At 72.5% G+C, this 22,125-nt stretch carries 16 protein-coding genes and 1 pseudogene; 5 read left to right on the top strand and 12 right to left on the bottom strand.

Going from position 1 to position 22,125, the window contains the following annotated elements; translation table 11 throughout:
- Window position 1: 1 nt before the first annotated feature.
- Both KO717_RS00305 and KO717_RS00300 read right to left on the bottom strand, forming a co-directional pair.
- A complete protein-coding gene (locus KO717_RS00305; RefSeq protein WP_301363669.1) occupies window positions 2-1,063 on the bottom strand; it encodes a glucose-6-phosphate dehydrogenase in 1,062 nt (353 codons plus the stop codon).
- Window positions 1,064-1,205: 142 nt separating this feature from the next.
- Window positions 1,206-1,505 (bottom strand): annotated as a pseudogene (locus tag KO717_RS00300) (hypothetical protein); the annotation flags it as partial.
- Between the two features lie 303 nt (window positions 1,506-1,808).
- Between KO717_RS00300 and KO717_RS00295 the strand changes: the two are divergent.
- Window positions 1,809-2,651 (top strand): hypothetical protein, encoded by an 843-nt coding sequence (locus tag KO717_RS00295; RefSeq protein WP_301363668.1) that lies wholly within the window; start codon window positions 1,809-1,811, stop codon window positions 2,649-2,651.
- A gap of 62 nt (window positions 2,652-2,713) precedes the next feature.
- Here the strand turns inward: KO717_RS00295 and KO717_RS00290 are convergent, their stop codons facing one another.
- Window positions 2,714-3,859: a tryptophan 7-halogenase gene (locus KO717_RS00290; protein ID WP_301363667.1), complete on the bottom strand. Its 1,146-nt coding sequence runs from the start codon at window positions 3,857-3,859 to the stop codon at window positions 2,714-2,716.
- Window positions 3,856-6,870, bottom strand: coding sequence for a LodA/GoxA family CTQ-dependent oxidase (locus KO717_RS00285; RefSeq protein WP_301363666.1), 3,015 nt, complete (start codon window positions 6,868-6,870; stop codon window positions 3,856-3,858). The genes KO717_RS00290 and KO717_RS00285 overlap by 4 nt, the downstream gene beginning before the upstream one ends.
- Window positions 6,871-7,265: 395 nt before the next feature.
- Between KO717_RS00285 and gdhA the strand changes: the two genes are divergently transcribed.
- Window positions 7,266-8,621, top strand: a complete 1,356-nt coding sequence (gene gdhA / locus KO717_RS00280; protein WP_301363665.1) for an NADP-specific glutamate dehydrogenase — start codon at window positions 7,266-7,268, stop codon at window positions 8,619-8,621.
- 169 nt (window positions 8,622-8,790) lie between these two features.
- Here gdhA and KO717_RS00275 read toward each other — a convergent pair whose 3' ends face one another.
- The 3 genes from KO717_RS00275 to KO717_RS00265 form a co-directional block, all read right to left on the bottom strand.
- Window positions 8,791-9,285 (bottom strand): anthrone oxygenase family protein, encoded by a 495-nt coding sequence (locus KO717_RS00275; RefSeq protein ID WP_301363664.1) that lies wholly within the window; start codon window positions 9,283-9,285, stop codon window positions 8,791-8,793.
- Between the two features lie 465 nt (window positions 9,286-9,750).
- Entirely contained in the window at window positions 9,751-10,017 is a 267-nt protein-coding gene (locus tag KO717_RS00270) for a hypothetical protein (RefSeq protein WP_301363663.1), read from the bottom strand.
- Between the two features lie 151 nt (window positions 10,018-10,168).
- On the bottom strand, window positions 10,169-11,734 hold the full coding sequence (locus KO717_RS00265; RefSeq protein WP_301363662.1) for a sigma-70 family RNA polymerase sigma factor: 1,566 nt from the start codon (window positions 11,732-11,734) through the stop codon (window positions 10,169-10,171).
- Window positions 11,735-12,228: 494 nt separating this feature from the next.
- On the opposite strand from KO717_RS00265, the gene KO717_RS00260 reads away from it, so the two are divergent.
- Window positions 12,229-12,981 (top strand): DUF4328 domain-containing protein, encoded by a 753-nt coding sequence (locus KO717_RS00260; RefSeq protein ID WP_301363661.1) that lies wholly within the window; start codon window positions 12,229-12,231, stop codon window positions 12,979-12,981.
- Window positions 12,982-13,065: 84 nt separating this feature from the next.
- Here KO717_RS00260 and KO717_RS37270 read toward each other — a convergent pair whose 3' ends face one another.
- The 3 genes from KO717_RS37270 to KO717_RS00245 are packed head-to-tail and all read right to left on the bottom strand — an operon-like array spanning window position 13,066 to window position 15,672.
- Window positions 13,066-13,323, bottom strand: a complete 258-nt coding sequence (locus KO717_RS37270) for a calcium-binding protein (protein WP_367401492.1) — start codon at window positions 13,321-13,323, stop codon at window positions 13,066-13,068.
- A complete protein-coding gene (locus KO717_RS00250; RefSeq protein WP_301363659.1) occupies window positions 13,206-14,927 on the bottom strand; it encodes a virginiamycin B lyase family protein in 1,722 nt (573 codons plus the stop codon). Before KO717_RS00250 ends, KO717_RS37270 begins: the two co-directional genes overlap by 118 nt.
- A 40-nt stretch (window positions 14,928-14,967) precedes the next feature.
- Window positions 14,968-15,672, bottom strand: a complete 705-nt coding sequence (locus KO717_RS00245) for a TetR/AcrR family transcriptional regulator C-terminal domain-containing protein (RefSeq protein ID WP_301363658.1) — start codon at window positions 15,670-15,672, stop codon at window positions 14,968-14,970.
- Between the two features lie 56 nt (window positions 15,673-15,728).
- Between KO717_RS00245 and KO717_RS00240 the strand changes: the two genes are divergently transcribed.
- Complete coding sequence (locus tag KO717_RS00240) at window positions 15,729-17,087, top strand: FAD-dependent monooxygenase (protein ID WP_301363657.1); 1,359 nt, start codon at window positions 15,729-15,731, stop codon at window positions 17,085-17,087.
- A 349-nt stretch (window positions 17,088-17,436) separates the two neighbouring features.
- Here KO717_RS00240 and KO717_RS00235 read toward each other — a convergent pair whose 3' ends face one another.
- The gene (locus KO717_RS00235; protein ID WP_301363656.1) at window positions 17,437-17,991 is read right to left on the bottom strand and encodes a hypothetical protein; all 555 of its coding nucleotides are present in this window, start codon (window positions 17,989-17,991) and stop codon (window positions 17,437-17,439) included.
- Between the two features lie 43 nt (window positions 17,992-18,034).
- Window positions 18,035-19,756 carry a serine/threonine-protein kinase gene (locus KO717_RS00230; protein WP_301363655.1) on the bottom strand — a complete coding sequence of 574 codons (1,722 nt, stop codon included), beginning with the start codon at window positions 19,754-19,756 and terminating at the stop codon, window positions 18,035-18,037.
- 335 nt (window positions 19,757-20,091) lie between these two features.
- Between KO717_RS00230 and KO717_RS00225 the strand changes: the two genes are divergently transcribed.
- Complete coding sequence (locus tag KO717_RS00225; RefSeq protein ID WP_301363654.1) at window positions 20,092-21,609, top strand: hypothetical protein; 1,518 nt, start codon at window positions 20,092-20,094, stop codon at window positions 21,607-21,609.
- The last annotated feature ends 516 nt before the right edge of the window (window positions 21,610-22,125 follow it).

Here is a 22,125-nt window from a genome sequence, read left to right as displayed (position 1 = left end):
CTCACTGTCGCCGGTCGGGCAGGTGCCAGCGGTGCGGGGCGACGAGCGCGTCGATGCTGTCGGGCCCCCAGGTTCCGGGGGCGTACGGCTCCACTGGCGGGGGCGCGTCCAGCAGCGGGGCCGAGATCTCCCACAGGCGTTCGATGCCGTCGGACCGGGTGAAGAAGGACTGGTCGCCGAGCATGGCCTCCAGCAGGAGGTGCTCGTAACCCTCCAGGGAGTTGTCGGCGGTGAAGGAACTCCGGTAGCCGAAGACCATGTCGGCCTCCGCCAACCGCATCGCAGGGCCCGGCTCCTTGACGAGGAATCGGGCGGTGATGGAACCGGGATCGGCGAAGTCGATGACGAGCTCGTTGCCCCGGCCGTGGACGGCCGCACGCGCGTTCAGCGGGAACATGCCGAGGACCGGCTCGCGCAGCCCCAGCGTGACGACGTGCCGGCCCTCGGCCAGTGCCTTGCCCGAGCGCAGGATGAACGGGACGCCGGCCCAGCGCCAGTTGTCGATCTCGACGCGCAGGGCGGCGAAGGTCTCGGTATCGGAGGCCGGATCGACCCCGGGCTCGGCGCGGTAGCCCGTGTACTGCCCGCGGACGACGTGCGCGGGATCCAGCGGCCGCATGCTGCGGAACACCTTGACCTGCTCGTCCCGGAGAGACTGCGCGTCGAGGACGACCGGCGGCTCCATGGCGACGAACCCGAGCAGCTGGAAGAGATGCGTGACGATCATGTCGCGGAAGGTTCCGGTGCCCTCGAAGAAGTGCGCGCGGCCCTGGATGTCGATCTGCTCGGGCACGTCGATCTGCACATGACTGATGTGCTCGCGGTTCCACAGGGGTTCGAAGAGGCCGTTGGCGAACCGGAGGGCGAGGATGTTGTCCACCGCCTCCTTGCCGAGGAAGTGGTCGATGCGGAACACGCGCGACTCGTCGAACACGGCGTGGATCGTCGCGTTGAGTGCGCGCGCGGACGCGAGGTCGGTCCCGAAGGGCTTCTCGACGATGACACGGGCGTCCTGGGCGAGGCCCGTGGCGCCGAGGAGTTCGACCATCGAGGCGAACGCCACGGGCGGGCGACGGCGAGGTGGAAGAGCCGCCGGGAGTGCCGCCGACTGCCTGCTCGGCCGCGCGTACCGCCGCCACCAGCGGCTCCGGGGCCTGCGGGTCGGCCGAGCCGAAGGACAGGGCGGACTCGAACTCCTGCCATACGGGCCCCTCGGGGCGCGAGCGTCCGAACTCCTCCACGGCCTGCCGTGCATGGGCACGGAAATCCTGGTCGCTCAGGGCCTCGGCCGCCGGGGCCGAGCCGACGATGCGGTAGCGCCGCGGCATCAGCCCCGCCATGGCGAGATGGAACAGGCCGGGCAGCAGTTTGCGCCGGGCCAGGTCCCCCGTGGCGCCGAAGAGGACGATGACGTGGTCGGCCGGGCTCACCCCGGGGGACCGGCCGGACTGCTCGGACTGCTCGGACTGCTCGGACTGCACGGGCTGGGCGGCGGGCTGGGTCATGGCGGGCATCCTCACGCGTCGGCGCCGGGGCGCTCCGTGGCACGACGTACGGGACCGCCGTCCATCCGCCCGAGTCCCACTCGTACGAGGTGCACAGCTGTGCCCGAGGCCATGCGCCGCACTTCCGTTCCGGGCGGTCGCATCGCCCTGAGAACCCACTGTGCGTGTTCACCAGGCATCCGGCACCCGGGATTCCACCACCCGGGTCACGGCAACACGGGCCCCCTCCCGCCGGGGCGGGCCGTGGGCGCCGGGTCCGTTTCGCTGACGGCCGGATGTCGCCCCCGGCACTAGTCTCGGCTCGTGGGACAGCCTCTGGAGAGCGTCGAAGGCGCAGGACCGTTCATCACCCGGCGTACCTGGCGGCGTCCCGAGGGGGAGACCGTGGTCTGGGACTCGCGGCCGGCGCGCAAGCGCGGCACGCTGTCGGTCCGGGGCCCGGGGGACACGGCCGGCCGGGTCTCGGCCGCCGATCCCGGGGCATTGCGCCGTCTGCGCAGGCTCAACGTCGTCGCCTCCGGTGCGTTCGTCGTCGGAGGGGCGCTCTTCGCCGTCGGCGCCGCGGTCTCACAGTTCGGTTCGGGTGATCCGCTCGTCAGCGCCTGGGTGTACCTCGTCGGGGGACTGTTCTTCAGCACCGGGGGCTATGTCTCGGTTCTGCAGGTGCTGAACGCGCCCCGGCACGCCGAGGGCGGCGGTTTCCTGGTCACGGCCGGCTGGCGGTGGTGGGGTTACGAGCCGATGCGGCTGGACTGGCTGAGCACGTTCGTCCTGTTCGCCGGCACGCTCGTGTTCGGTGTCAATCTGCTGGACTCCTTCCTGGAAGGCCTCACCGTCCGGCAGGTCAACCGGCTGATCTGGACGCCCGACGTGATCGGGTGCGTGCTGTTCCTCGTCTCGGGGCATCTCGCGTTCGCCGAGATCTGCCACCGGCACCGGCCGTGCATGCGCTCCCGCAGTCTCGGGTGGTGGGTCGTGGCGGTGAACCAGTTCGGTTCGGTCCTCTTCATGGTCTCGGCGCTGGCGGCCTTCACCCGCCCCGCCACCGGGAGCCTGGTCAACGTCGACATCGCCAACTGGGCGACGCTGACCGGTGCGCTGTGCTTCTCGTTCGGCGGGGTGCTGCAGCTCTTCGAGCGACCGTAGCCGGCTGTGGCAGCACGCAGCGTGAAGACCCCGGGGCTGCCACCGGTACAGGCGGCCGCGGGTCAGTGCGGCCACCCGTTGCGGCGGCGCCAGAACGGGTGCTCCGGCCACCGCCGCTCCTCGGCGTACGACCGGGCGTGATGGTGGTGGTAGGCGTCCGCGACGCCGTCCAGGAACGAGGCGTAGGACGCGAGGGCGCCCGTGTCGCCGGCCAGGCACCGGTCGACGGCCCGGCCGGCGTGGGCTCCGGTGTGCAGGGCCGTGAGGATGCCCTGGGAGGACAGGGGGTCGAAGGCGATCGCGGCGTCCCCGGCGGCGACCCATCCGGGGCCGGCCGGCGGGGACAGCCGCAGTCCGTGGGCGGCCGTCCAGCGCGGCGCGGGGGAGCCGGCCGGGTCGTAGCCGCTCAGGCGCTCCCGTACGTGCCGGGTGCGCGACGCCGCGCACCGGAATCCGTCCGCCGTCCGCAGCCGGGCAGCGGCGAGGTCGGCGTCGGTGAGATGGGCGACCACCCGCCCGGCGGGGACCCTGGCGGTGTACCACCAGCCCTCGGGCACCGCCTCGACGAGGGTACGCAGCTCCAGGTCCCCGGCGTGGCCGCCCACCCCGTGCCCGCCGAGCAGCGTGTACGCGGCCACGAGCCGGTCCTGCCGGCGCCGCCGGGCCAGGCGGCGGCCGATGAGCGCGCGGCGGCCCGTCGCGTCCACCACCCAGCCCGAGCGCAGCTCCCGTACGGCGCCGCCCCCCTCCCGCACCAGCAGGTGCTGCTCCCCGGCCGTGCTGCGGTGGCCGATCACGACGGCCCGCCGGACCAGCGCCCCCGCGGCCCCTGCGGCCTCGCGCAGGAAGGCGTCGAACCGGTCGCGGTCGAGGTGCCAGCCGTGGCCGTGCGGGTCGAGCAGGTGGCTGTGGCCGTGCAACTGCGCCGATCCCCAGGACGCGTAGGTGCCCGGGCAGCTCAGGTGCGTGCCGGCGCTGAAGGCGGCCCAGAGCCCCAGGTCGTCGAGCAGTGGCCGGGCCGCGGGCGGCAGGGTCTCCCCGATCGTGAAAGCGGCGGAGGGCACACCCGGCCTGCCCCCGTCCACCAGCAGGACGCGCCGGCCTGCCCGGGCCAGGACCAGAGCGGCGACGGCCCCGGCCGGCCCGCCGCCGGCCACGACGGCCTCGAAACGCCCGGCGAGGGGAACCGGGCCGGTCCGAGCGGTCACGGTGTCTCCGGGAAGCGGGCGACCTTCTCGAAGTACCCCGCCAGCACCTCCTCGTCGGGCCGGTCGGCGGCGGCGATGGCGGCGGCCACCGCTTCCTCCCGCACCGCGGGATCGGCGGCCTCGGGCACGTGCAGGCTCACCAGGTTCCGCAGCGGGGGCGGAGCCTGTTCGGGATGGAAGCTCACTTCGGACTCCACCAGCATGGCTGCGGGGAGACTCACCACGTCACCGGTATCGGCGGCAGGTCCCTCCCGCCGTGCGACGATGCCGAGCTTGCCGAAGTCCTTGACCATGGCGTTCATCTGGGCGATGCGGTCGGACGGCAGCCATCTGTCCCACACCGCCCTGTTTTCGAAGGCGGTGCGACGGTCCTCGGGGTCGGCGGCGGGATCGACGGCGGTCCGGTAGTTCTCGTCCGTCAGCACGTGGTTGGGCACCCGCGCCGGCCAGAAGGTGGGGAGGTACGGGTCGTAGCGCGGCCCGAAGCCCAGGTAGTACCCGGAGCGGCAGCGGGCGGTGTCGGTCTGCCAGGGCACGGCCATCCAGCGGGTCAGACCGCCCGGCTCCTGGCCGTACACCGGGCCGTCCACGGCGAGCGCCGTCTGCGGGGTGAGGGTGGAGCCGTAACCGGGTTCGGGCCGGGCCGGGTCGCGGTGGCGCACGCGGAAGGGAGCGGAGTACAAGGTGGCGTGACGCATCGGCCAGGTGAGCTCACAGCCGGGGTGGAAGGCGTCGGCCAGGCAGTACGACAGGGCGGCCCGGTCGAGGGCCGCCGGGCGCTGTGCGAGCGGCAGGCCGTCGAGCGCCGTGGGCGGCGTGGCCTGGGGATCGTGGTCGGCGTCGAAGTCCCCGGCGGCCCAGCGGGCCAGCATGTCGTACTGCAACGGGGAGAGCGCCAGGTGCTGCCGGGCGGAGACCGGCCGCACGCTCATCGAGTCGCCGTAGATCGGCGGCCAGGGTACGGGGGAGAGCCCGTCGCGGTCGGGATCGCGCATCATCGCCCAGATCTGCCGGCGCAGTTCGTCGCGCCGGGTGCCGTGGCCGGCCAGCTCCGCCAGCCGCTCGGGAGCCAGGAAGTGCTCGCGCCCACCGTGACCGAACAGGGCCGCGAAGCCACGGTTGACCCACTGCAGATCGCACAGCCGGCGCAGCACCGGCAGCACGTCGTGGGTGAACGAGACCCGCGCCGGAGGCGCCAGCATGCCCGCGGCCACGAAGGTGTCGCGCATCAGGTCGTACATCGTGCGCACGGACTTCAGCTCCGGTGCGAAATTCGGGGGAGCGACCACCACCCAGGCCGGATCGACCGGGACGCTCCTGCCGTCGATGCGGACCTGCGCGGTGACCGGGCCGTCGCAGGTGTCGTCGTGCCAGCCGTCGTTGTTGGCGAAGTGTGTCGCCTGGACGGCCGGGTACGAGGCGGACACCCCGCGCCCGCCGAGGAAGAGCAGGCGGCCCGCGCCATCGGTGCGCAACTCTCCCAGGTAGACGGGATGCCCCAGGAACGTGCCCGAGTCGAACGCGTACTCCGGCTTCCCGGCGCGTTCGCGGCCCCGGATCGAGCGGGGCCCGGGGGTGATGGCCAGCCGGTGGCGTTCCCCGGCGGGCACCGTGGCGACGTTGCGCAGTGTGGTCGCCGGTGCCTGTTCCGCCTCGGGGATGTCCAGGGCCAGCTGGAACTGGTACCAGGCGGCCTTCTTGTTGGCGACCTCCACGGTCCACCGCAGGTCGGCGTTGTCCGCCGTCAGCTCGGCCACCGCCTCGCCGGCGGCGTTGTAGCCGTACACCCGGAACCGGACGGCCTGCCGCTTGAGTGCGCCCGTCGCGTCCTTGTACGTACCGGTGTCCGGTGGGGGAGCCCCGTCGACCTCCGGGGCCAGGAAGAACTCCTCCGCGCTGTCACCGACGCGGGCCACCCCGATCGCCGGGTGCACGGCGGCCCGTACGATCCGGGTGTCGCGTCCGTGCGGTTCGGCGGCCGCCGGCCGCGCGGGACCGGGCTCCGCCGCCGGAACGCCGTTGGCATCGCGCCGCCGGGCCGCCGACGCGTGGTAGACGACCTTGCGGGCCTCGGCGATGCTGCCGACGGGCTGGTGCTCGGAGAGACTGTGCCAGGGGTTGAAGGCGAGGTTGTCCCCGTACTGCTCCTGCCCCCGTGCGGTCGTGTCCTGCTGATGCAGGGTCAGCCGCGCCACCTTCACGGGCGTGCTCTCGGCCTCCTCCCAGCGCACGGTGGCCCGGTCCAGCGGCATGTGGTCCGGGACGGTCCGGAACTGGAGCAGCAGGTCGAAGGCGGCCGGGCCGGCTGCCAGGCGGTGGCGCAGGTCCCCGCGCAGGAAGGAGGGGTCCTCGTCCGGCGGGGCCGCCAGGGGGTCCCCGTCCGCGCAGCCGGCCGGGACGAGCTTGTACTTCACGTGCCGGTCCGGCCCGAAGGAGTACGGCAGCACGCCCCAGTACGTCGAGGTGAGCGTGCTCTCGACGGGCTTGCGCATGTCCGCCAGGATCTGCCGGGTGAGGGGGTGCTGCTGCTGGTACGCCGCCTGGTCCAGCTGGAACTCGCACATGTCCCGGGCGGTGTCGACGAAGAAGACGTCGTGGTTCTGGAGTACGAGATCCTGTGTGTCGGCCCGGGTGTCGTCCGCGAGCAGCTTCGGCCCCGGCACGCCGAACAGCTTGATGCCGCACCCGACGGTCCTGCGCAGGTCCGGCCGCTCCGGCTGGGTGTCGCTGGAGATGCGCACCCAGGCGGTCAGGCCGCCCTGTTCCGCCGCGGCCCGGAGGAAACCGATGCGGAACTCGGGCGGAAGATCCGGGGCGACCGTCAGCACGCCGCGGGCCGCTCCGTGGAACTTGACGAAGACCGGGCGCAGGAGGGGATCCTGCCCCTGGGCGACGCGGTCCCCCATCCGCTCGCCGACGAACTCGGCCATGATCCCGGCGATCGGCTCGTTGACGCAGTCGCGCGGGGGTGGCTGCGCGGGGCTGTCGGACACCTCGGGGCTCTCCGCCATGGCTCTGCTCCTGCCGGTCGAAGGCCGGCCGAGGCCGACCGCGTGCTGATGCTCCTGGCGGGAACCAGCCTGCCCCACGAAACGTCAGATATGGGATATTGCACGCAGTCGGGGCGTCACGACGCGGCGGCGTTGTCACATCCGGCGTGCGCGTGCGGTCTGCGCCACGGGACGACAGTCGACGGCGCAGGCGTTTTTATCCTCAGGGCAGAAGCCTTCCCCGGAGCAGCACCGTGCGAGGTAGCCTCCGAAAGGGGGGGGCACGCTCCGGAAAAGCTTTTCCGGAAGCGAATGTTCGGAGCGCGCCGCGCCTGAAATCAACCGGTATTCGCGGACCCGCGGAGACCATGGACCTGCCGTCGTCGGCGCACCGAGCGCTCCCTGGAGGGACACACGTGAAGGACTCGAAGGACAGGCTGGAAGCACTGCGGGCCGAGATCGAGCGCCGCAATCCCGCACAGCCGGAGTTCCACCAGGCGGTACGGGAGGTCCTCGAGACCCTGGCCCCCGTCTTCACCGCCCGGCCCGAGTACGCCGACCCGGCCATGGCCCTGGTGGAGCGGCTCACCGAGCCCGAGCGGCAGATCGTCTTCCGCGTGCCGTGGCAGGACGACCGGGGCCGGATCCACGTCAACCGCGGCTACCGCGTCGAATTCAACAGTGCGCTCGGCCCGTACAAGGGGGGCTTGCGCTTCCACCCGTCGGTGGACATCGGTGTGGTGAAGTTCCTCGGCTTCGAGCAGATCTTCAAGAACGCCCTGACCGGCCTCGGGATCGGCGGCGGCAAGGGCGGCAGCGACTTCGACCCGCACGGCCGCTCCGACGCCGAGGTCATGCGGTTCTGCCAGTCCTTCATGACCGAACTGCACCGGCACATCGGAGAGCACACCGACGTGCCCGCCGGGGACATCGGGGTCGGCGGCCGTGAGATCGGCTACCTCTTCGGCCAGTACCGGCGCATCACCAACCGCTGGGAGGCCGGCGTCCTGACCGGCAAGGGGCAGGGCTGGGGCGGCTCCGCGATCCGGCCGCAGGCGACCGGCTACGGCAGTGTGCTGTTCGCCGCCGAGATGCTGAAGGTCCGGGGCGAGTCGCTGGACGGACTGACAGCGGTCGTCTCCGGCTCGGGCAATGTCGCGCTGTACACGATCGAGAAGCTCCAGCAGCTCGGCGCGAACCCGCTGACCTGCTCGGACTCCCGGGGCTACGTGGTCGACGACAAGGGCATCGACCTGGCCCTGCTCAAGCAGGTCAAGGAGGTCGAGCGCGGGCGCGTGAGCGACTACGCGGAGCGGCGCGGATCCTCGGCGCGGTTCGTGCCGGGCGGGCGGGTCTGGGAGGTGCCGGCGGACGTCGCCTTCCCCTCCGCCACGCAGAACGAACTGGATGCCCAGGACGCCCGTACGCTCGTCGCGGGCGGGGTCAAGGCGGTCTCCGAGGGCGCCAACATGCCGACCACCCCCGAGGCCGTACGGATCCTGCAGGAGGCCGGGGTCGCGTTCGGGCCCGGCAAGGCCGCCAACGCGGGCGGGGTCGCGGTCAGCGCCCTCGAGATGAGCCAGAACGCCGGCCGGGTGGCCTGGAGCGCACAGCGGGTGGAGGACGAGCTCGCCGCCATCATGAGCTCGATCCACGCCGTCGCACACGAGACCGCGGAGCGGTACGGCGCCCCGGGCGACTACGTCACCGGCGCGAACATCGCCGGCTTCGAGCGGGTCGCGGACGCGATGCTGGCCCAGGGCGTCATCTGATCCGACGATCATGTCGCACTCGGGTGAGCCGGGCGGGCCTGCTGCGCGGTGACGCAGGGCCCGGCCGGCTCACCCGGATGGATCGTCTGGGGGAACGGAACGGCGGGCGGCATGCCCCTGCCTCCCGGTCGAGATGGTGCGGGCCGCTGGTGTTCCTGTGTGCCGGGGGTCAGTGGAGGGTGAGGGCGTAGGCGAGGAGGGCGAGGCTGAGGGTGGTGAGGATGGTGCGCCAGGTGTTCGCCCTGACCCAGGGGGTTTCGTAGGCGGTGCGGGTGGTGTGGATGGCGGGGTCGGTGTGGTGTTCGGGGGGTCCGGCCTGTTCCAGGGCGTTGTTGAGCGGGATGTTGATGCGGGCGGTGACGATCATCGCGGCCAGGCAGGCGGCGAGCGCGGCGGCGAGCGGGAGGACGGTGTCCCGGGTGTCAGGGTCGGTGGCGTGGAGGACCAGGGTGGCCGTGATCAGGAGCGGTGCGCCGAGGTAGGCGAGTATGAACCACCCGTTGAGGATGGCTTTGTTGATGTTCTGCATGGTTTCCACGGTGGTTCTGTCGGTGCTGCGGGCGAGGCCGGGCATCACGGCGACGGTGAAGGCGTAGAAGAGGCCGCTGATGAGTCCGGCGGCGATGGTCGCGGCGACCAGCGTTGCGGTTCGTGCAGTTTCCACGTGGGTTCCTCTCTGGTGTTCCGGTAGGTGCCGTGCCGTGCCGGGTCGTGCCAGGGGTGGTGCCAGTGGTGCCGTGCGGGGCCGGGGTCGGCAGGCCGCGCCGTGCCGGTGGTCTCCGGGGGCTTTGCCGGGCCTGGCGGGTGGTGTGGCGCCGGGCCGGTGGCTGCTGCTGCGCTGTGTGGCGGCGGGGTCCGTTGATCATAAGGGTGGAGTGGTCCGTGTGGCCCCGTGGTGCAGCGGGGTTGCACCTTCCTGTTGTTGTTCCTGGGGAAGGGCGGTCGGAGGTCGGACAGGCGGAACGGGCCCTCCACACCGGGCGGATGACGGCGCCCTCGACGACGACGGGCGGCGGCCGCCGGGCGCCAACCACGCCGCCCGGGGCGGCCGCCGGGCGCCAACCACGCCGCCCGGCGGGCCGACCCGGGGCGCACCGGTCCGCGACGCGATCGGCTGCTGAGCCGGTGCTCAGGCCAGCTCGTCCCGGATCTCGTTGCGGTGCGCCTCGTAGGCGAGTCGCGCGTCGTCGTTCGGCAGCGCCGGGGTGGTGAGGCCGCAGGCACAGGTCACCACCGTGAGGTCGGACAGAGCGCGCAGCGTGTGCCCCTCGGGACTGGTCCGGGCCGCCACCGCCGGCTTTTCGTATCGGAGTTTGTGCCGGTAGTGGGGTGGGCGGACAGCGGCCGGGGCCATGCTGGCGCTGGTGTCGTCGCGGGTGAAGCGGTGCTCGCTCATGGGTCCAGTGTCGTCTGTCGGACGCGAGTAGCCTGCGCCCGCCTGGCAGAACGCGATGCGAGTGTCACCGAGCTGGCCGCAGGTCAGTGGTGATCCTTGCCTGCGGGACGGCCGCCACTTCGGGCGAGCCGCCCCCTGTCCGCCCGGGCGCTCACCTGAGGGCGAAGAGCAGGTTCACCGAGTTGTAGTAGTTGGGCAGGTGCACCATCTCCGATCCCGGGCGCGGCGGGTCGGCCTTCGGCCAGTTCCGCGGGCCCAGCAGATGGTCGGAGTAGTCGGTGTGCCAGACCCTCGGCACGAACCAGACGCGGAACGCGCCGCGTCGTGCGTCCGGCTCGAACCGCCAGAGTTGCGTCGCGCGGTCCGGGCCGGTCCGGCAGGGGCGAAGGGTGACCGCGACGAGGTTCCCGCCGCCGTTGGTTCCGTCGAGGCAGGTGCCGGTGTCCGCGTTGCGGAGTTGGTACGTGTTCTGATGGGCAGGCAGCTGCTGCCATCCCTGGCTGGCCTTTCCGGTGCACTTCTCGAGCTGCACCGGGCCGGCAGAACCGTCGCCGCCAAGGCCGACGCACAGCCCCGAAGCCACGTTGACCAGGGCGGCGCCCGTGCGATCCGTCGAGGGCGACGCGGAAGGCGGCACGGCGGACGCAGAAGCGGAGGCCGAGGCGGACGCGGTGGCGGAAGGGAGCGCTGTGGCGGGGGCGGTGGCGAAAGCTGCCGGACCGATGGCCACGACCGGTGCGGTCTCCGGGAGCGGGCCGACAGGGGCCGCGGACGTTCTGGCAGGAGCTGCGGCCTGCCCGGGCCTGTCGCTCCCGGAGTCGGCCGGCAGCAGGACGACCACGGTGGCCGCCGTTCCCGCAAGGGCTGCCGCAGCGGCCCATTTCACGGGGCCGGCCTTGGCTCCGGCGAGCTGCGTCCCGCTCAGTGTGGCCGAGGCGAGCTGCGTCCCGCCCCCACCGAGGGCCGACAGGAAGGAGGCGGGGTTCCACAGCAGGATCCCACCCAGCAGCAGCACGCCCAGACGGCCGTTGACATCGCGCAGGTCGCGCTCGGCGCGCGCACAGTCGTCGCACCCCTGAAGGTGGCGGCCCAGGTCCCGGGTGAGGCGCTTGCCCGGTCGGCGCAGCCTGGCGGCGATCTGCCCACCGTAGTGCTTGCACTCGTCGCTCGCGGCCTGGTCCAGGTGAGCGCGCAAGTACGCCTCCCGCAAGCCTTCCCGGGCACGCGAGACCAGTGAGCCGATGCCACCCGCCGATATCCCGAGGCGTGCTGCGGTCTCGGCCGCCGGCTCGTGTTCGACGACGGAGTGCCACAGCACGGCCTGCCAGCGCTCCGGCAGCGTCCGGTAGGCACGCAGGACCAGCGATCCCTCTTCCGCCGAGAAGACGGCGTCCTCGGTGTCCTGGCCGTCCGACAGCTGGGCGGCCCATTCCTCGAAATCGTCGGACAGCCGCGTACGGGCGGCATCCCGCGCCCATGTTGCCGCCAGACGGCGCACGCAGGTCAACAGGTACGGCCGCCAGGCGTACTCGGGTCCGGCACCCCAGGTGATGGCGCGGTAGGTACGGGCGAAGGCCTCGGCGGCGAGGTCCTGGGCCGTGGACAGGTCTCGGCAGCACGTACGGGCGTAGGCGAGCACCGAAGAGTGGTGACGGGCGAACACCTCGTCCATCACGTCGCTGACCGCCGCGTCCGGCTCCGAGGTGTGCCCGCGCAACAGGGCACAGAGTTCCCCGTCGCTGAGGCTTCGAAGATGCTGCTGACGGGCGGTACCCGATGTACTCAACACGTGCTCCCGTGTGGCTTTCTGATGACCCGGGCGTCGGTTCCGGGCCTATTCGTCATGAGGGGGTGCGACGCTGCGCCCGGTCGGAATTCGCGCAAGTGTGCACCCTTGCAGAGCCGCAAGCAAATGGCAGGCGAGGACAGGAGTCGCTGCCGGCATTGCCGCCCTCCCGGGCAGAACCGTTGCGGAGGAAGCCCTGCTTCCGGTCCAGCCCACCGGTGTCGAAGTCCCGACGGCGCCGCCCCGACCCTGCATGCGCGTCCGGCGGCGGCCGCTGCACGGTCGTGCAAGCCCCGCTGGGATCGTCGTTCGCCCTGACCTGGGGAAACGAGCGTGACGCGGATGGCCCCCCTGACGTAGGTTCTGCTTGGCCCGCCCTGTCCGGTGCGCCTTTTCGTGTCCTGTACCCGTGGGGGTCCTTCAGCATGTCCGCAGCTCCGGTCGGTCCGCCGGCACCAGTCCCGGCCCCGGCCCCGGCCCCGTCCCCGTATGCGGCGCCCGGTGTGAACGGCGTACGGCTGCGCGCGCCCGTGGGCCTGGCCATCGCGCTGGCCGCGCTGTTCGCGCTGGTCATCGCCATCACGGTCTGCGCCGTGTACGCCGACTGGAACACCCGCTCGCTCATGGAAGGACTCCTCGCGGATCCCACCGCGGTCAGCGACTCCGATCTGGTCCGCGGCGAGAGGCTGACCGGCCTGGTCGGCACGATCCAGGGCAATGCCGTGATCGTGACGGGCATCGTCTTCATCGTCTGGTTCCACCGGGTGCGCACGAACGCCGAAGTCTTCGCCCCCGGCGCGGACAAGCTCGCCCGCGGCTGGGCGATCGGCGCCTGGTTCGTACCGCTCGCGAACCTCTGGCTGCCGTACCGGATCGCTGTCACGACCTGGGGGTCGAGCACCCCTTCCGGAGCCGACGGAGGCTACCGCCGGTTCCCGCTGACCCTGGTGAACCTCTGGTGGGGCGCCTTCGTCCTGTCCCGGCTCCTGGGGTGGTACGGGGGCATGTCCTACAGCAGTGCCCAAAGCCCCGCCGCCGTGCGTGACGCGGCCACCACGATGCTGGTCGGGGACGTCCTCGACCTTGCCGCGGCTGTCCTCGCGGTGCTCTTCGTCCGCAGGCTGACGGCCATGCAGCACGCCAGGGCCGCGCAGGGACCCGTCCTCGCGGCGGTATAGCGAAGCCCCCCGGGAGGAGCGGCTCCGCCTGCCGACTGCAAGCAGCTCGTCGGGTGCTCCCGGTCCGGCCCCGTCGGGCTCAGGTCACGGGCAGCCGGGGCCCGTTCCCGGATTGGCGCAGACGTCGGTGCCGGGGCCGCCGTCATTGCTGTTCGTACCCGGGCCGCCGTCGAGGTTGTCGTTGCCCACGTCGCCGAAGAGGGAGTCGTCGCCGGGGCCGCCGGTCACGGCGTCGTCGCCCGGGGAGCCGTGGAGGGTGTCGTCGCCGCGCCGCCCGCGCCGCCCGCGATGCGGTCGTTGCCGGGCCCGCCGGTGATCGAGTCCGCTCCGGGGCCGCCGCATACGAGGTCGTCGCCCGGGCCGCTGTTGACGGTGTCGTTGCCGCCGCAGGCGAGGATCACATCGCGTGCGGGGGTGCCGTTGATCTGGTCGTTGCCGGGGGTGCCGGTGATGGTGGGCTGTTCGCCGAGGCAGGTGACCGCGTCGACGGTGGTGGTCTCCGTCGCGGTGTCGTTGGCCGGGGCCGGGTCGGAGACCGCCCCGGCCACCCCCGCCGTGTCGAGGGCGACGTCCTCGGTCGTGGCCGTCACGGTGACGGTTCGCGCGGCGCTCGCTCCGGCGGTGAGGGTGCCGACGTCACACGAGACGACGTCCGGTGGGGTGTCGGCCGCGGTGCACCCGGGGGACGCCGAGACGAACTGCAGTCCGGCCGGAAGGGTGTCCTGGAGGACGACCCCCTCGGCCGTCTGCGGGCCGTTGTTCGTCGCGGTGAGCGTGTACGTCACGTTCTGGCCCGCCACGACGGGATCGGAGCCCGTGTCGGACTTCGTGACGGCCAGGTCGGCGTCGGTCAGGTGGAGGCGGCCGATGAAGCTGGACGTCTCGGCGAACCAGATGTCGTCGTCCGGTCCCTTGGTGATGCCCCAGGGGCCGCGCTCCGAGGAGGGCAGGGGGAACATGGCGATGACGCCGGACGTGCTGATCCGCCCGATCTGTCCGCTGTTGCGATCGGTGAACCACAGGCTGTTGTCCGGTCCGGCGACGATGTCCTGGGGCTGGGGTGCGAGGCCGTTCGACGGCACGTCGTACTGGGTGATCACGCCGGACGGGGTGATCCGGCCGATCCGGTTGCCGCTGAACACGGTGAACCAGAGGTTCCCGTCGGGGCCGGTGGTGATGTCGGTCGGGCCGCCACCGCCGGGGACCGGGAACTCGGTGACGACGCCGGACGGCGTCATGCGGCCGATGAGGTTGTCGCCGATCTCGGTGAACCAGAGGTTTCCGTCCGGCCCGGTGGTGATGTAGGACGGCTGGCCGGAGCCGGCCGGCAGCGGGTACTCGGTGATGGCGCCGGACGTGGTGATGCGGGCGATCCGGTGGCCGTTCTGCTCGGTGAACCACATGGCCCCGTCCGGGCCGGCGGTGATGCCCGTGGCCTCGGCGAACCGGTCGGGCAGGGGGTACTCGGTGACGGTGCCGTTCGTGTCGATCTTCCCGACTCGGGAGTCGAAGTGCTGCATGGTGAACCAGAGGTTCCCGTCCGGGCCGGTGGTGATGTCGTGCGGAGTGCTGAACTGGCCGGGGAGCGGGTACTCGGCGATGAGGGTGCCCGCCGGGCTCATCCGGCCGATCTTGTTGCCGACCGCCTCGGTGAACCACAGGCCCCCGTCGGGGCCGGTGGTGATGCCGACCGGGGTGCTGGGGGTGGGCACGGGGTATTCGGCGATGCCGACGGCAGCCCAGGCCGGCGGGGCCCCGGCGGCCAAGGGCAGGGCGGCAGCCAGCAGGATGCCGGTGATCAGCGCCGCCGGACCGCGCCGACGGCGGGACTTCGGCCGCTGGGGCGGGGCCGGAGTGCCCTGCCCTGAGCGACCGTTCGGCGGCGGTCGCGCACCGCCGGTCCGGCCTGAATCCCGGCCCAGGACCGCGTACGCCCCGTCCTTCACCCGCGGACCGTCAGCCGTGAACCGCTCCGCGTACGGACCGCTAGCGACCCAGCCGGGCCGCGAGCCCGTCGAGCACGCAGTCCAGGCCGAACGCGAACTCGACGTCGGGGTCGAGTTCTTCGGCTTCGAGGACGCGGCGGGCGAGCATCGGGTGCTCGCCCGCCGCGAGGACCTCGCTGATGTACGGGCCGACGCTGCGCTGCCACTCCTCTCCGCTGAGCCCCGTGCGCTGCTCCGCGCGTCGAAGGGCTTGCTGGGCGGCGACCGAACCCAGCACGTACGCGTGCACGGCGCCGAGCGCCTGCGAGGCCAGGGTGATGTCGGGCGTGAGCGCGACGGCGGCGCGCAGCGCGGACTCGGACCGCCGCAACGAGTTGGGGCCGAGAGCGGGCCTGCCCGCCAGTTCACCCGCCAGCCAGGGATGCCGCAGCAGCGTCGCACGCAACGCGTGCGCGACCGCCCCCAGATCGGCACGCCATTCCTCCGTGGACTCGGGCAGCGGATCCTCGCCCTGCGCCGCGTCGACCATCAGGTCCACCAGCTCGTCGCGGTTGGTGATGTAGCGGTAGAGCGAGGCGGTCCCGGAACCGAGATCCCCTGCGACCCGCCGCATCGAAACCGCCGCCAATCCCTCCGCGTCCGCGACGGCCAGCGCGGCGGCCACGTACTGGTCCACCCCGGGCGCACGTCGACGCGGCTCGGGGCGCGGCCGGGTCCACACCGACGGGGGGACGGGTTCGGTCATGGGGGAGGTTCCTTTCCTCGTTGACCCGCATCCTACCTTCTGGCTACGGTGTATCCATGACGGAGACAGTGTATCCAGAAGTCCCGGTGCTCGTGGTAGGAGGCGGCAGCGTCGGCCTGCTCACCACGGCGCTGCTCGCCCACCACGGCGTCCCCGCAGTGCTCGTCGAACGCCGGTCCGGACCGTCGGTGCACCCACGGGCCACCGGCATCGGACCGCGCAGCGTCGAGGTCCTGCGTGAACTCGGCCTCGACGCCGCCGTCGACGCCGCAGCGGTCGACCTCAGGGGCGCCGCTGGCAAGGCGGTGGCACGGACCGTCGTCGAGATGGGCGCGGGCGACGTCGTGACCGTGCCCATGCCGGTCCCGTCCGCCGGCGAACTGGACGTGACGCCGTTCCGACTGCGCGGCGTCTGCGCCCAGGACCGGCTCGACGCCGTCGTAGCGGCAGACCTGGCACGCCGCGGAGCGGACCTGCGGTGGTCGACCCGCCTGGTCGGCATCGCCCAGGACGCCGACGGCGTCGACGTCGAACTGGAGAGCCCCGACGGCCGCTACTCGCTCCGGTGCACACGCGTGGTCGCCGCCGACGGCACCCACAGCACCGTGCGGACCGCACTCGGCGTGGGCACCTCCGGGCCGGGCGACCTGGGCAAGTCGATGATCAACATCCTGTTCCGCGCCGACCTCCGACCGCACCTGCGGGGAATGTCCTTCGCCACCTGCACCATCACCACGCCGGAGGCGCCCGGCCTGCTGGCCACGGTGGACGGCGAGACGAACTGGGTCTTCCACGTCGCCTGCGACGTCGAGGGCGGCGAACGCCCCGAGGACTTCACGCACGAGCGCTGCGCCGCGCTCGTCCGGCTGGCGGTCGGCGATCCCGACCTCGACGTCGAGGTGCGCAGCGTGCTGTCGTGGCGGCCGCGGAGCGCAGCGGCCGAAAGCTTCGCCGCCGGCCGCGTGTTCCTCGTGGGCGACGCCGCGCACACCGTGTCGCCCCTGGGCGCGTTCGGCCTCAACACCGGCATCGCCGACGCGCACAACCTGGCGTGGAAACTGGCCGCCGTCCACCACGGCGAGGCCGGTGCCGCGCTGCTCGACACCTACGCACACGAACGCGAACCGGTCGCCGCGGCGACGCTGGACCAGGCGATGCGCAGGCTCGCCGACCCGGAGCTGCACTGGGGACGCGGACCCGAGGCCGACGCCGCCAGGGCGGCGGCGGGGTGTGGGCGGCGCCGGTCGTGCACCTCGGCCAGAGGTACGGCTCGGCCGCCGTCGTCGATCCGCAGCCGGAACTCCCCTCCACGGTGGACCTGGTGCTGGACGGGTCCCCGGGTTCACGGGTGCCCCACGCATGGATCGACGGGGTCTCGACGCTCGACCTCGTGGCGTCCCGGTGGACCCTGCTGACGGGCGCCGGCGGCGACCGCTGGCTCACCGCCGCGGCGGACGTAGGTATCCCGCCCATCGCGTCGCGGCCCCGTGGCTCCCCGGCGAAGGGGCGCTGCTCGTCCGTCCGGACGGGATCGTCGCGATGCGCGCCACGGTTGCGGCGACGGATCCGGCGCGGTTCCTCACCGAGGTCTTGGACCAAGTGCTGGCCAGGCCGGTCCAGGTGCCGAGCGCCTGAACGGGGGCGCCTCGACGGAGGAGCCCTGCCCGGCGGTGGCCGCCGCGTCCGCGCCGTCCGCCCGCCGGCCAGACCGCCGGCGCGATGGTCGACGTGTCCCCGCACAAGGTCAGTTGCGGCGTCCGGGGCTCACGCGGCAGGAGCCCAGTCACCGATGGTGCCGGCGAGGGCGAAGAAGACGAGCATCCCCACGGTGCAGCCGTCGGCCACCCACGCACGGGTACAGCGTCGGACCGTACGGGAGTTCCCGCGCAGGTCCCGCTGCGCAAGTCCGGCTTTGATCTGGGCCACGGTCCGGTCGGTGGAACCGGCGAAGTGATCGATGAACGACCCGGCGAACCCGAAGGCGCCGATGTCGGTCGCCTGCGAGGTGGTGATGATCAGGTTCCCACCGCTGTCCGCTGCCACTCTGGCGACGTATCGGTAGGGAATGTCATGGGTGAACACAGGATTCACCACAGACAGCACCTTCTCGTCGAGCACGATGCGCGACCCCGTGATCCGCCGGATGAACGCGATCGTGCCCAGGCACACGGCTATGACCGTGAGCGCATCCGAGTCCGGACCATCCACCGCGATGCTCATCCCGGCCCCAGCGGCAAAGACGCCGATTCCAGTGGTGAAGAGCGCCGACATGGCGATGAAGGACTTCCGTCGCAGCACCTTCCGGCCTTGTCCGTTCACGGGGTTCCTCCTTCGCGGGATCGCGGCCGACGTGGTGCGGGGGTCATGGGTGGCGGGTCAGTGCGGTGGGAGCTCCTGCCGACTGTGCGCCTTCTGTTTCGAGTGTGAGGCGGTTCGGGTCCGTCATGGTCAGGACGTACAAGTTGCCCCGGGGGCATTCGAAGACCGCCGTGCGGTCGGTGGGGTGGCTGGTGACGGCTTCGAAGACCGCGCCGTTCTGTCGGATCTGTTGCAGTCTCAGGGCTTCGGTGCATCCCAGGTTCCGTCCGGTGGAGGACTCCTTGAGGTCACTGACCTGTCGGCCGACGAGTTCGCCGACCGCTCCGCCGTTGAATGTGACGGTGACGGAGAATTCGCCGGTGCGTGCCCGGGTGATGCCGTCGGCCTCCGGCGTTCCGGGTCCGACACCGGTCCATGTGCCGGTCCACGCGGCCGGCAGCGTGCCTGCCGGGCCCGCCGACGGCGTGGGCGAGGGCGCTCCATGCCCGTCGCCCTCGCCGTCGTTGCCGTGTCCGGGGAGCCATACCGCGAGGGCGACGGCCGCCGCGGCGACGGCGGCGGCTCCCGCGGCCGTAGCGGCGCCCCGTGAGCGCAGCACCGCCCGCCCCGGGCCGCGCCCTGGGGGCGCGGGGGAGTTCGGCGCGGTCCCGTCACCCGTGAGGCCCCCCGGCAACGGCGACGCTGCCGGGGGCGGCGGCGGTGACAGCGGCACGGGTACGGCTGCAGGCCCGGATGCGGGTGGGTATGCGGGCACGGGTACGGGTACGGGGGGAGTGCCGTCCGCCCCCGGAGTTCCGGAAGTCGCGGGTGTGCCGGTGTCGGTGCCCGTGCCCGTGCCGGTGGCGGTGCCGGGTTGGGGGTGGGTGAGGAGTTGGTGGAGTTCGGTTTCCCGGCGTCGGGTCTCGGCGGTCAGGGCCTGGGGTGTGGCCGGTCCCCAGCCTTGCTCCGGGGGGTCGTCGGTCAGCCGTGCTGCCACGTCCTCGGGGAGGGGACGTTGTTGTGGGTCTTTGGCCAGGCATTGCCTCACCAGTGCGTGCAGTGGTTGCGGTAGACCGTCGAGCCGTGGTTCGTCGTGCACGATCCGGTAGAGCAGGGCGGGCAGGTCGAGTTCCTCGCCGTCGGCGAGGAAAGGGCTGCGGCCGGTCGCAGCGTAGACGAGTACCGCGGCGAGGGAGAACACGTCGGCCGGGGCTCCGGCCACCGTGCCGGTGGCCTGTTCGGGTGCCAGGAAACCGGGGGTGCCGATGACGGTGCCGGTGCGGGTGTGCCGGGGGTCGCGGACCGTGCGGGCGATACCGAAGTCGATGAGGAAGGGCCGTTCGGCGCCCAGCAGTACGTTCGCCGGTTTGATGTCGCGGTGGACCACTCCCGCCGCCCGGACGCTGACCAGTGCCGCCGCGAGTTGCTGTCCCAGGCGCCGTACGGCAGGCGTCTCCAGCGGCCCCCGTGTGCTGACCCAGTCGCCCAGTGACGGTGCGGGCACGTACTCGGTCGCCAGCCACTGGGGTGACGCGCCCGGTGCGCTGAAATCGACCACCGACACCGTCCACGGGCTGCGTACCCGGTCGCTGGTGCGTATCTCCCGGTCGAAGCGGTGGGCGAAGTCCGCGTCCATGCTCAGCTCGCGGTGCACGGTCTTCAGCGCGAGCGCCCGCCCGGACGTCGTCCGGGCCAGGAACACCTCGCCCATGCCCCCTGCCCCGAGCCGCGCCAGCAGACGGTACCCGCCGATCTCCAGCGGGTCACCGGGCCGCAAAGACTTCATCAGTTCCCCCTGCCCCCGGGGCCGTTGCCGGCCCGCACCGCACCGCACCGCACCGCGCGGCCCGGGCGCCGGGCCGCCGTGATGGACCCTAGAGGACGGGCCCCCGCCCCACCCGCCCCGGGGTGAGCCCGGCACGCCCCCCGCCACGGTGCCGGGTGCCCGGTGCGCGGGAGCCTGGCGGGGGCGGACGCGTCCGGCTGTTCGGCGGTTGCGGGGGCGGGTGGTTCGGAGTGAGCGCGTCCGGAAGTCTTGTCCGACCCGTGATCCGATTTTCGGACGCTCGCCCCTCCCGCCCCTCTATTCTGATCATGTTCAAAACGAGGGGGAGTTCAGAAGTGAAGATCAAGCGTATCGCTGCCGTCGCGGCCGCGGCTGTCGTCGGTCCGGTGTTGCTGACCACGCCTGCGATGGCCGATGAGCAGCAGCAGCCGGCCGTGACCGTGCCGGATGCCGCGCCGAAGGACGACACGACGCCGGCCGCGGGGGCGGCGGCGCAGACGGCGACGGCGGAGACGGCGGAGACGGCGGAGACGGCGGGGGAGAAGCCCGCCACGGCCGGGGCTGGGGCCGGGCCGCAGGCCGGGGGGCCCGTGGTGGCGGCGCCGGCCGACCCGCAGCCGCCGGCCACCCAGGCGCCTGTGGCCCCGGCTGCTCAGGTGCCGGCGAAGGACGCCGCGAGTGCCGCGGCCGAGGATCCGGACGAGGAGCCGCCGACCGGGATGCTCATGGGTCCCGAGGTCAGTGTGCGGGGGATCCCGAAGGGCGGTTTCAAGGCGGACGGCAGTTGGACCCCGCTGACCGTGCAGGTCGACAACACCGGCCATATCGCCGTTGCGAATTACACGCCTGAGATTTCCGTGATGCAGTGGGACGGGAAGATCAAAGCCTCGCAGGTCAAGGTCGAGCAGCGAGTCACGGCCGGGGACGGGTCGGTGTCCTGGCAGCCGGCGAAGCTGGTTCACGGCCCGCAGTTCGGGCCCGGGCTCGTCTACAAGCTCGGCACGACCGCTTCCGTGGCCGCCGGCGCCGTCTACGGCATCGATGTGCGGGTCAGCTTCGCCGCGGACACCCCGGTCGTCGCCTTCGACCTCACCTCCAACGGCACGAGCCGGATCGGCGGCAAGATCAGCGCCTCCCCTCCGGCCTGGTATAACACGGGTATCACGGGGGCGACGCCCGACAGCGGCCAGCCCGTGGTGGTCGACGGCCCCGAGCTCACCATCGGCGGCCTGCCCGACGGCATCGCGGTGGGCGGGGCCTGGCAGGACCTCACGGTCCACGTCGACAACTCCGGCAAGCCGGCCCTGGACGACTTCCACCTGTACTTCAGCCTCGCCCGGCCCGACTGGGTACCGATGGAAGGCGAGCAGCTGGAGGTCGAGGTCTACGGCAGGAACGGCTGGGAGCGCGCGGAACTCGGCTACAGCGACGGCGCCTATGTCGTCAACCATCTTGCCGGCGGCGCCATCCCCGCGGGCAAGGTCTTCGACGTCAAGCTGCGTATCCGGTTCGCCGCGGACACCCCGCTCGGCTATGCGCAGTTCCGGGCCTCGGGTACGGTCCTCGAGATCGGCTCGCACATCCGGAGCGACAGCCGACCGGTCCTGGTGAAGATCCTGGCCGCCGTCCCGGACAGCGGCAACCGGCCTGGCCCGAACGGCGGTAGCGCCACGCCGATCAGCAACACCGGCACCACCGGCAGCACGGGTACCACCACCGAGGCGGGCGGGGAGCTCGCCGCCACCGGTGCCGACGCGGCCACCAGCTGGGCACTCGGAGGCGCGGGCGTGGCGCTGGCCATGGGCGCGGCCCTGGTGGCCGGCACCGGCCGCCGCCGCCGTACGACGGCCTGAGCCGTCACCCGCACCATGTGAAGGGGCCTTCGGGGGACACCCCCCGAAGGCCCCTTCCGCCGTGCGGTTACAGCCCGGCGCCACCGTGGTCGTGTGTCCGGGCGAACCGGTGGAACTGCCCTCGGTGGGCGCAACCGGCTTTGACCGGCCGCCGGTTACACCCCCGTCCGCCCCGCACCCGACCACGCACCCGACCGCGTACGCATCGCACCGTGCCACACCCTGAGCGGCCACGAGCCCCGCCCCGCGGTCGTCGTCGACGCACACCGTGAACTAGCCCTGGGCGGCGGCGCATTCGGACTCCTCGCCGCGAGCGCTGGCGGGGCCCGGCGCCGCGCTTCGTGGACCTGGCCAAGTGGGTGCGGCGTGTCCTGGAGCGTGTCCGGCGGCCTCGATGAGGGGCGGTCGGGATGCGATCCCGTACGCCATGCCGGGTCCCGGCCGTGTGGGGGTTCGCCGCTGCCCTGCGATCGCCTTCGCCGCCGGGCAGCCCGAGTCCGACGACTGCGGTCAGCG

Source organism: Streptomyces xanthophaeus (genome assembly GCF_030440515.1).
GTDB classification, from domain to species: Bacteria; Actinomycetota; Actinomycetes; order Streptomycetales; family Streptomycetaceae; genus Streptomyces; species Streptomyces kutzneri.
This window is presented reverse-complemented; position numbering and strand designations above follow the sequence as displayed.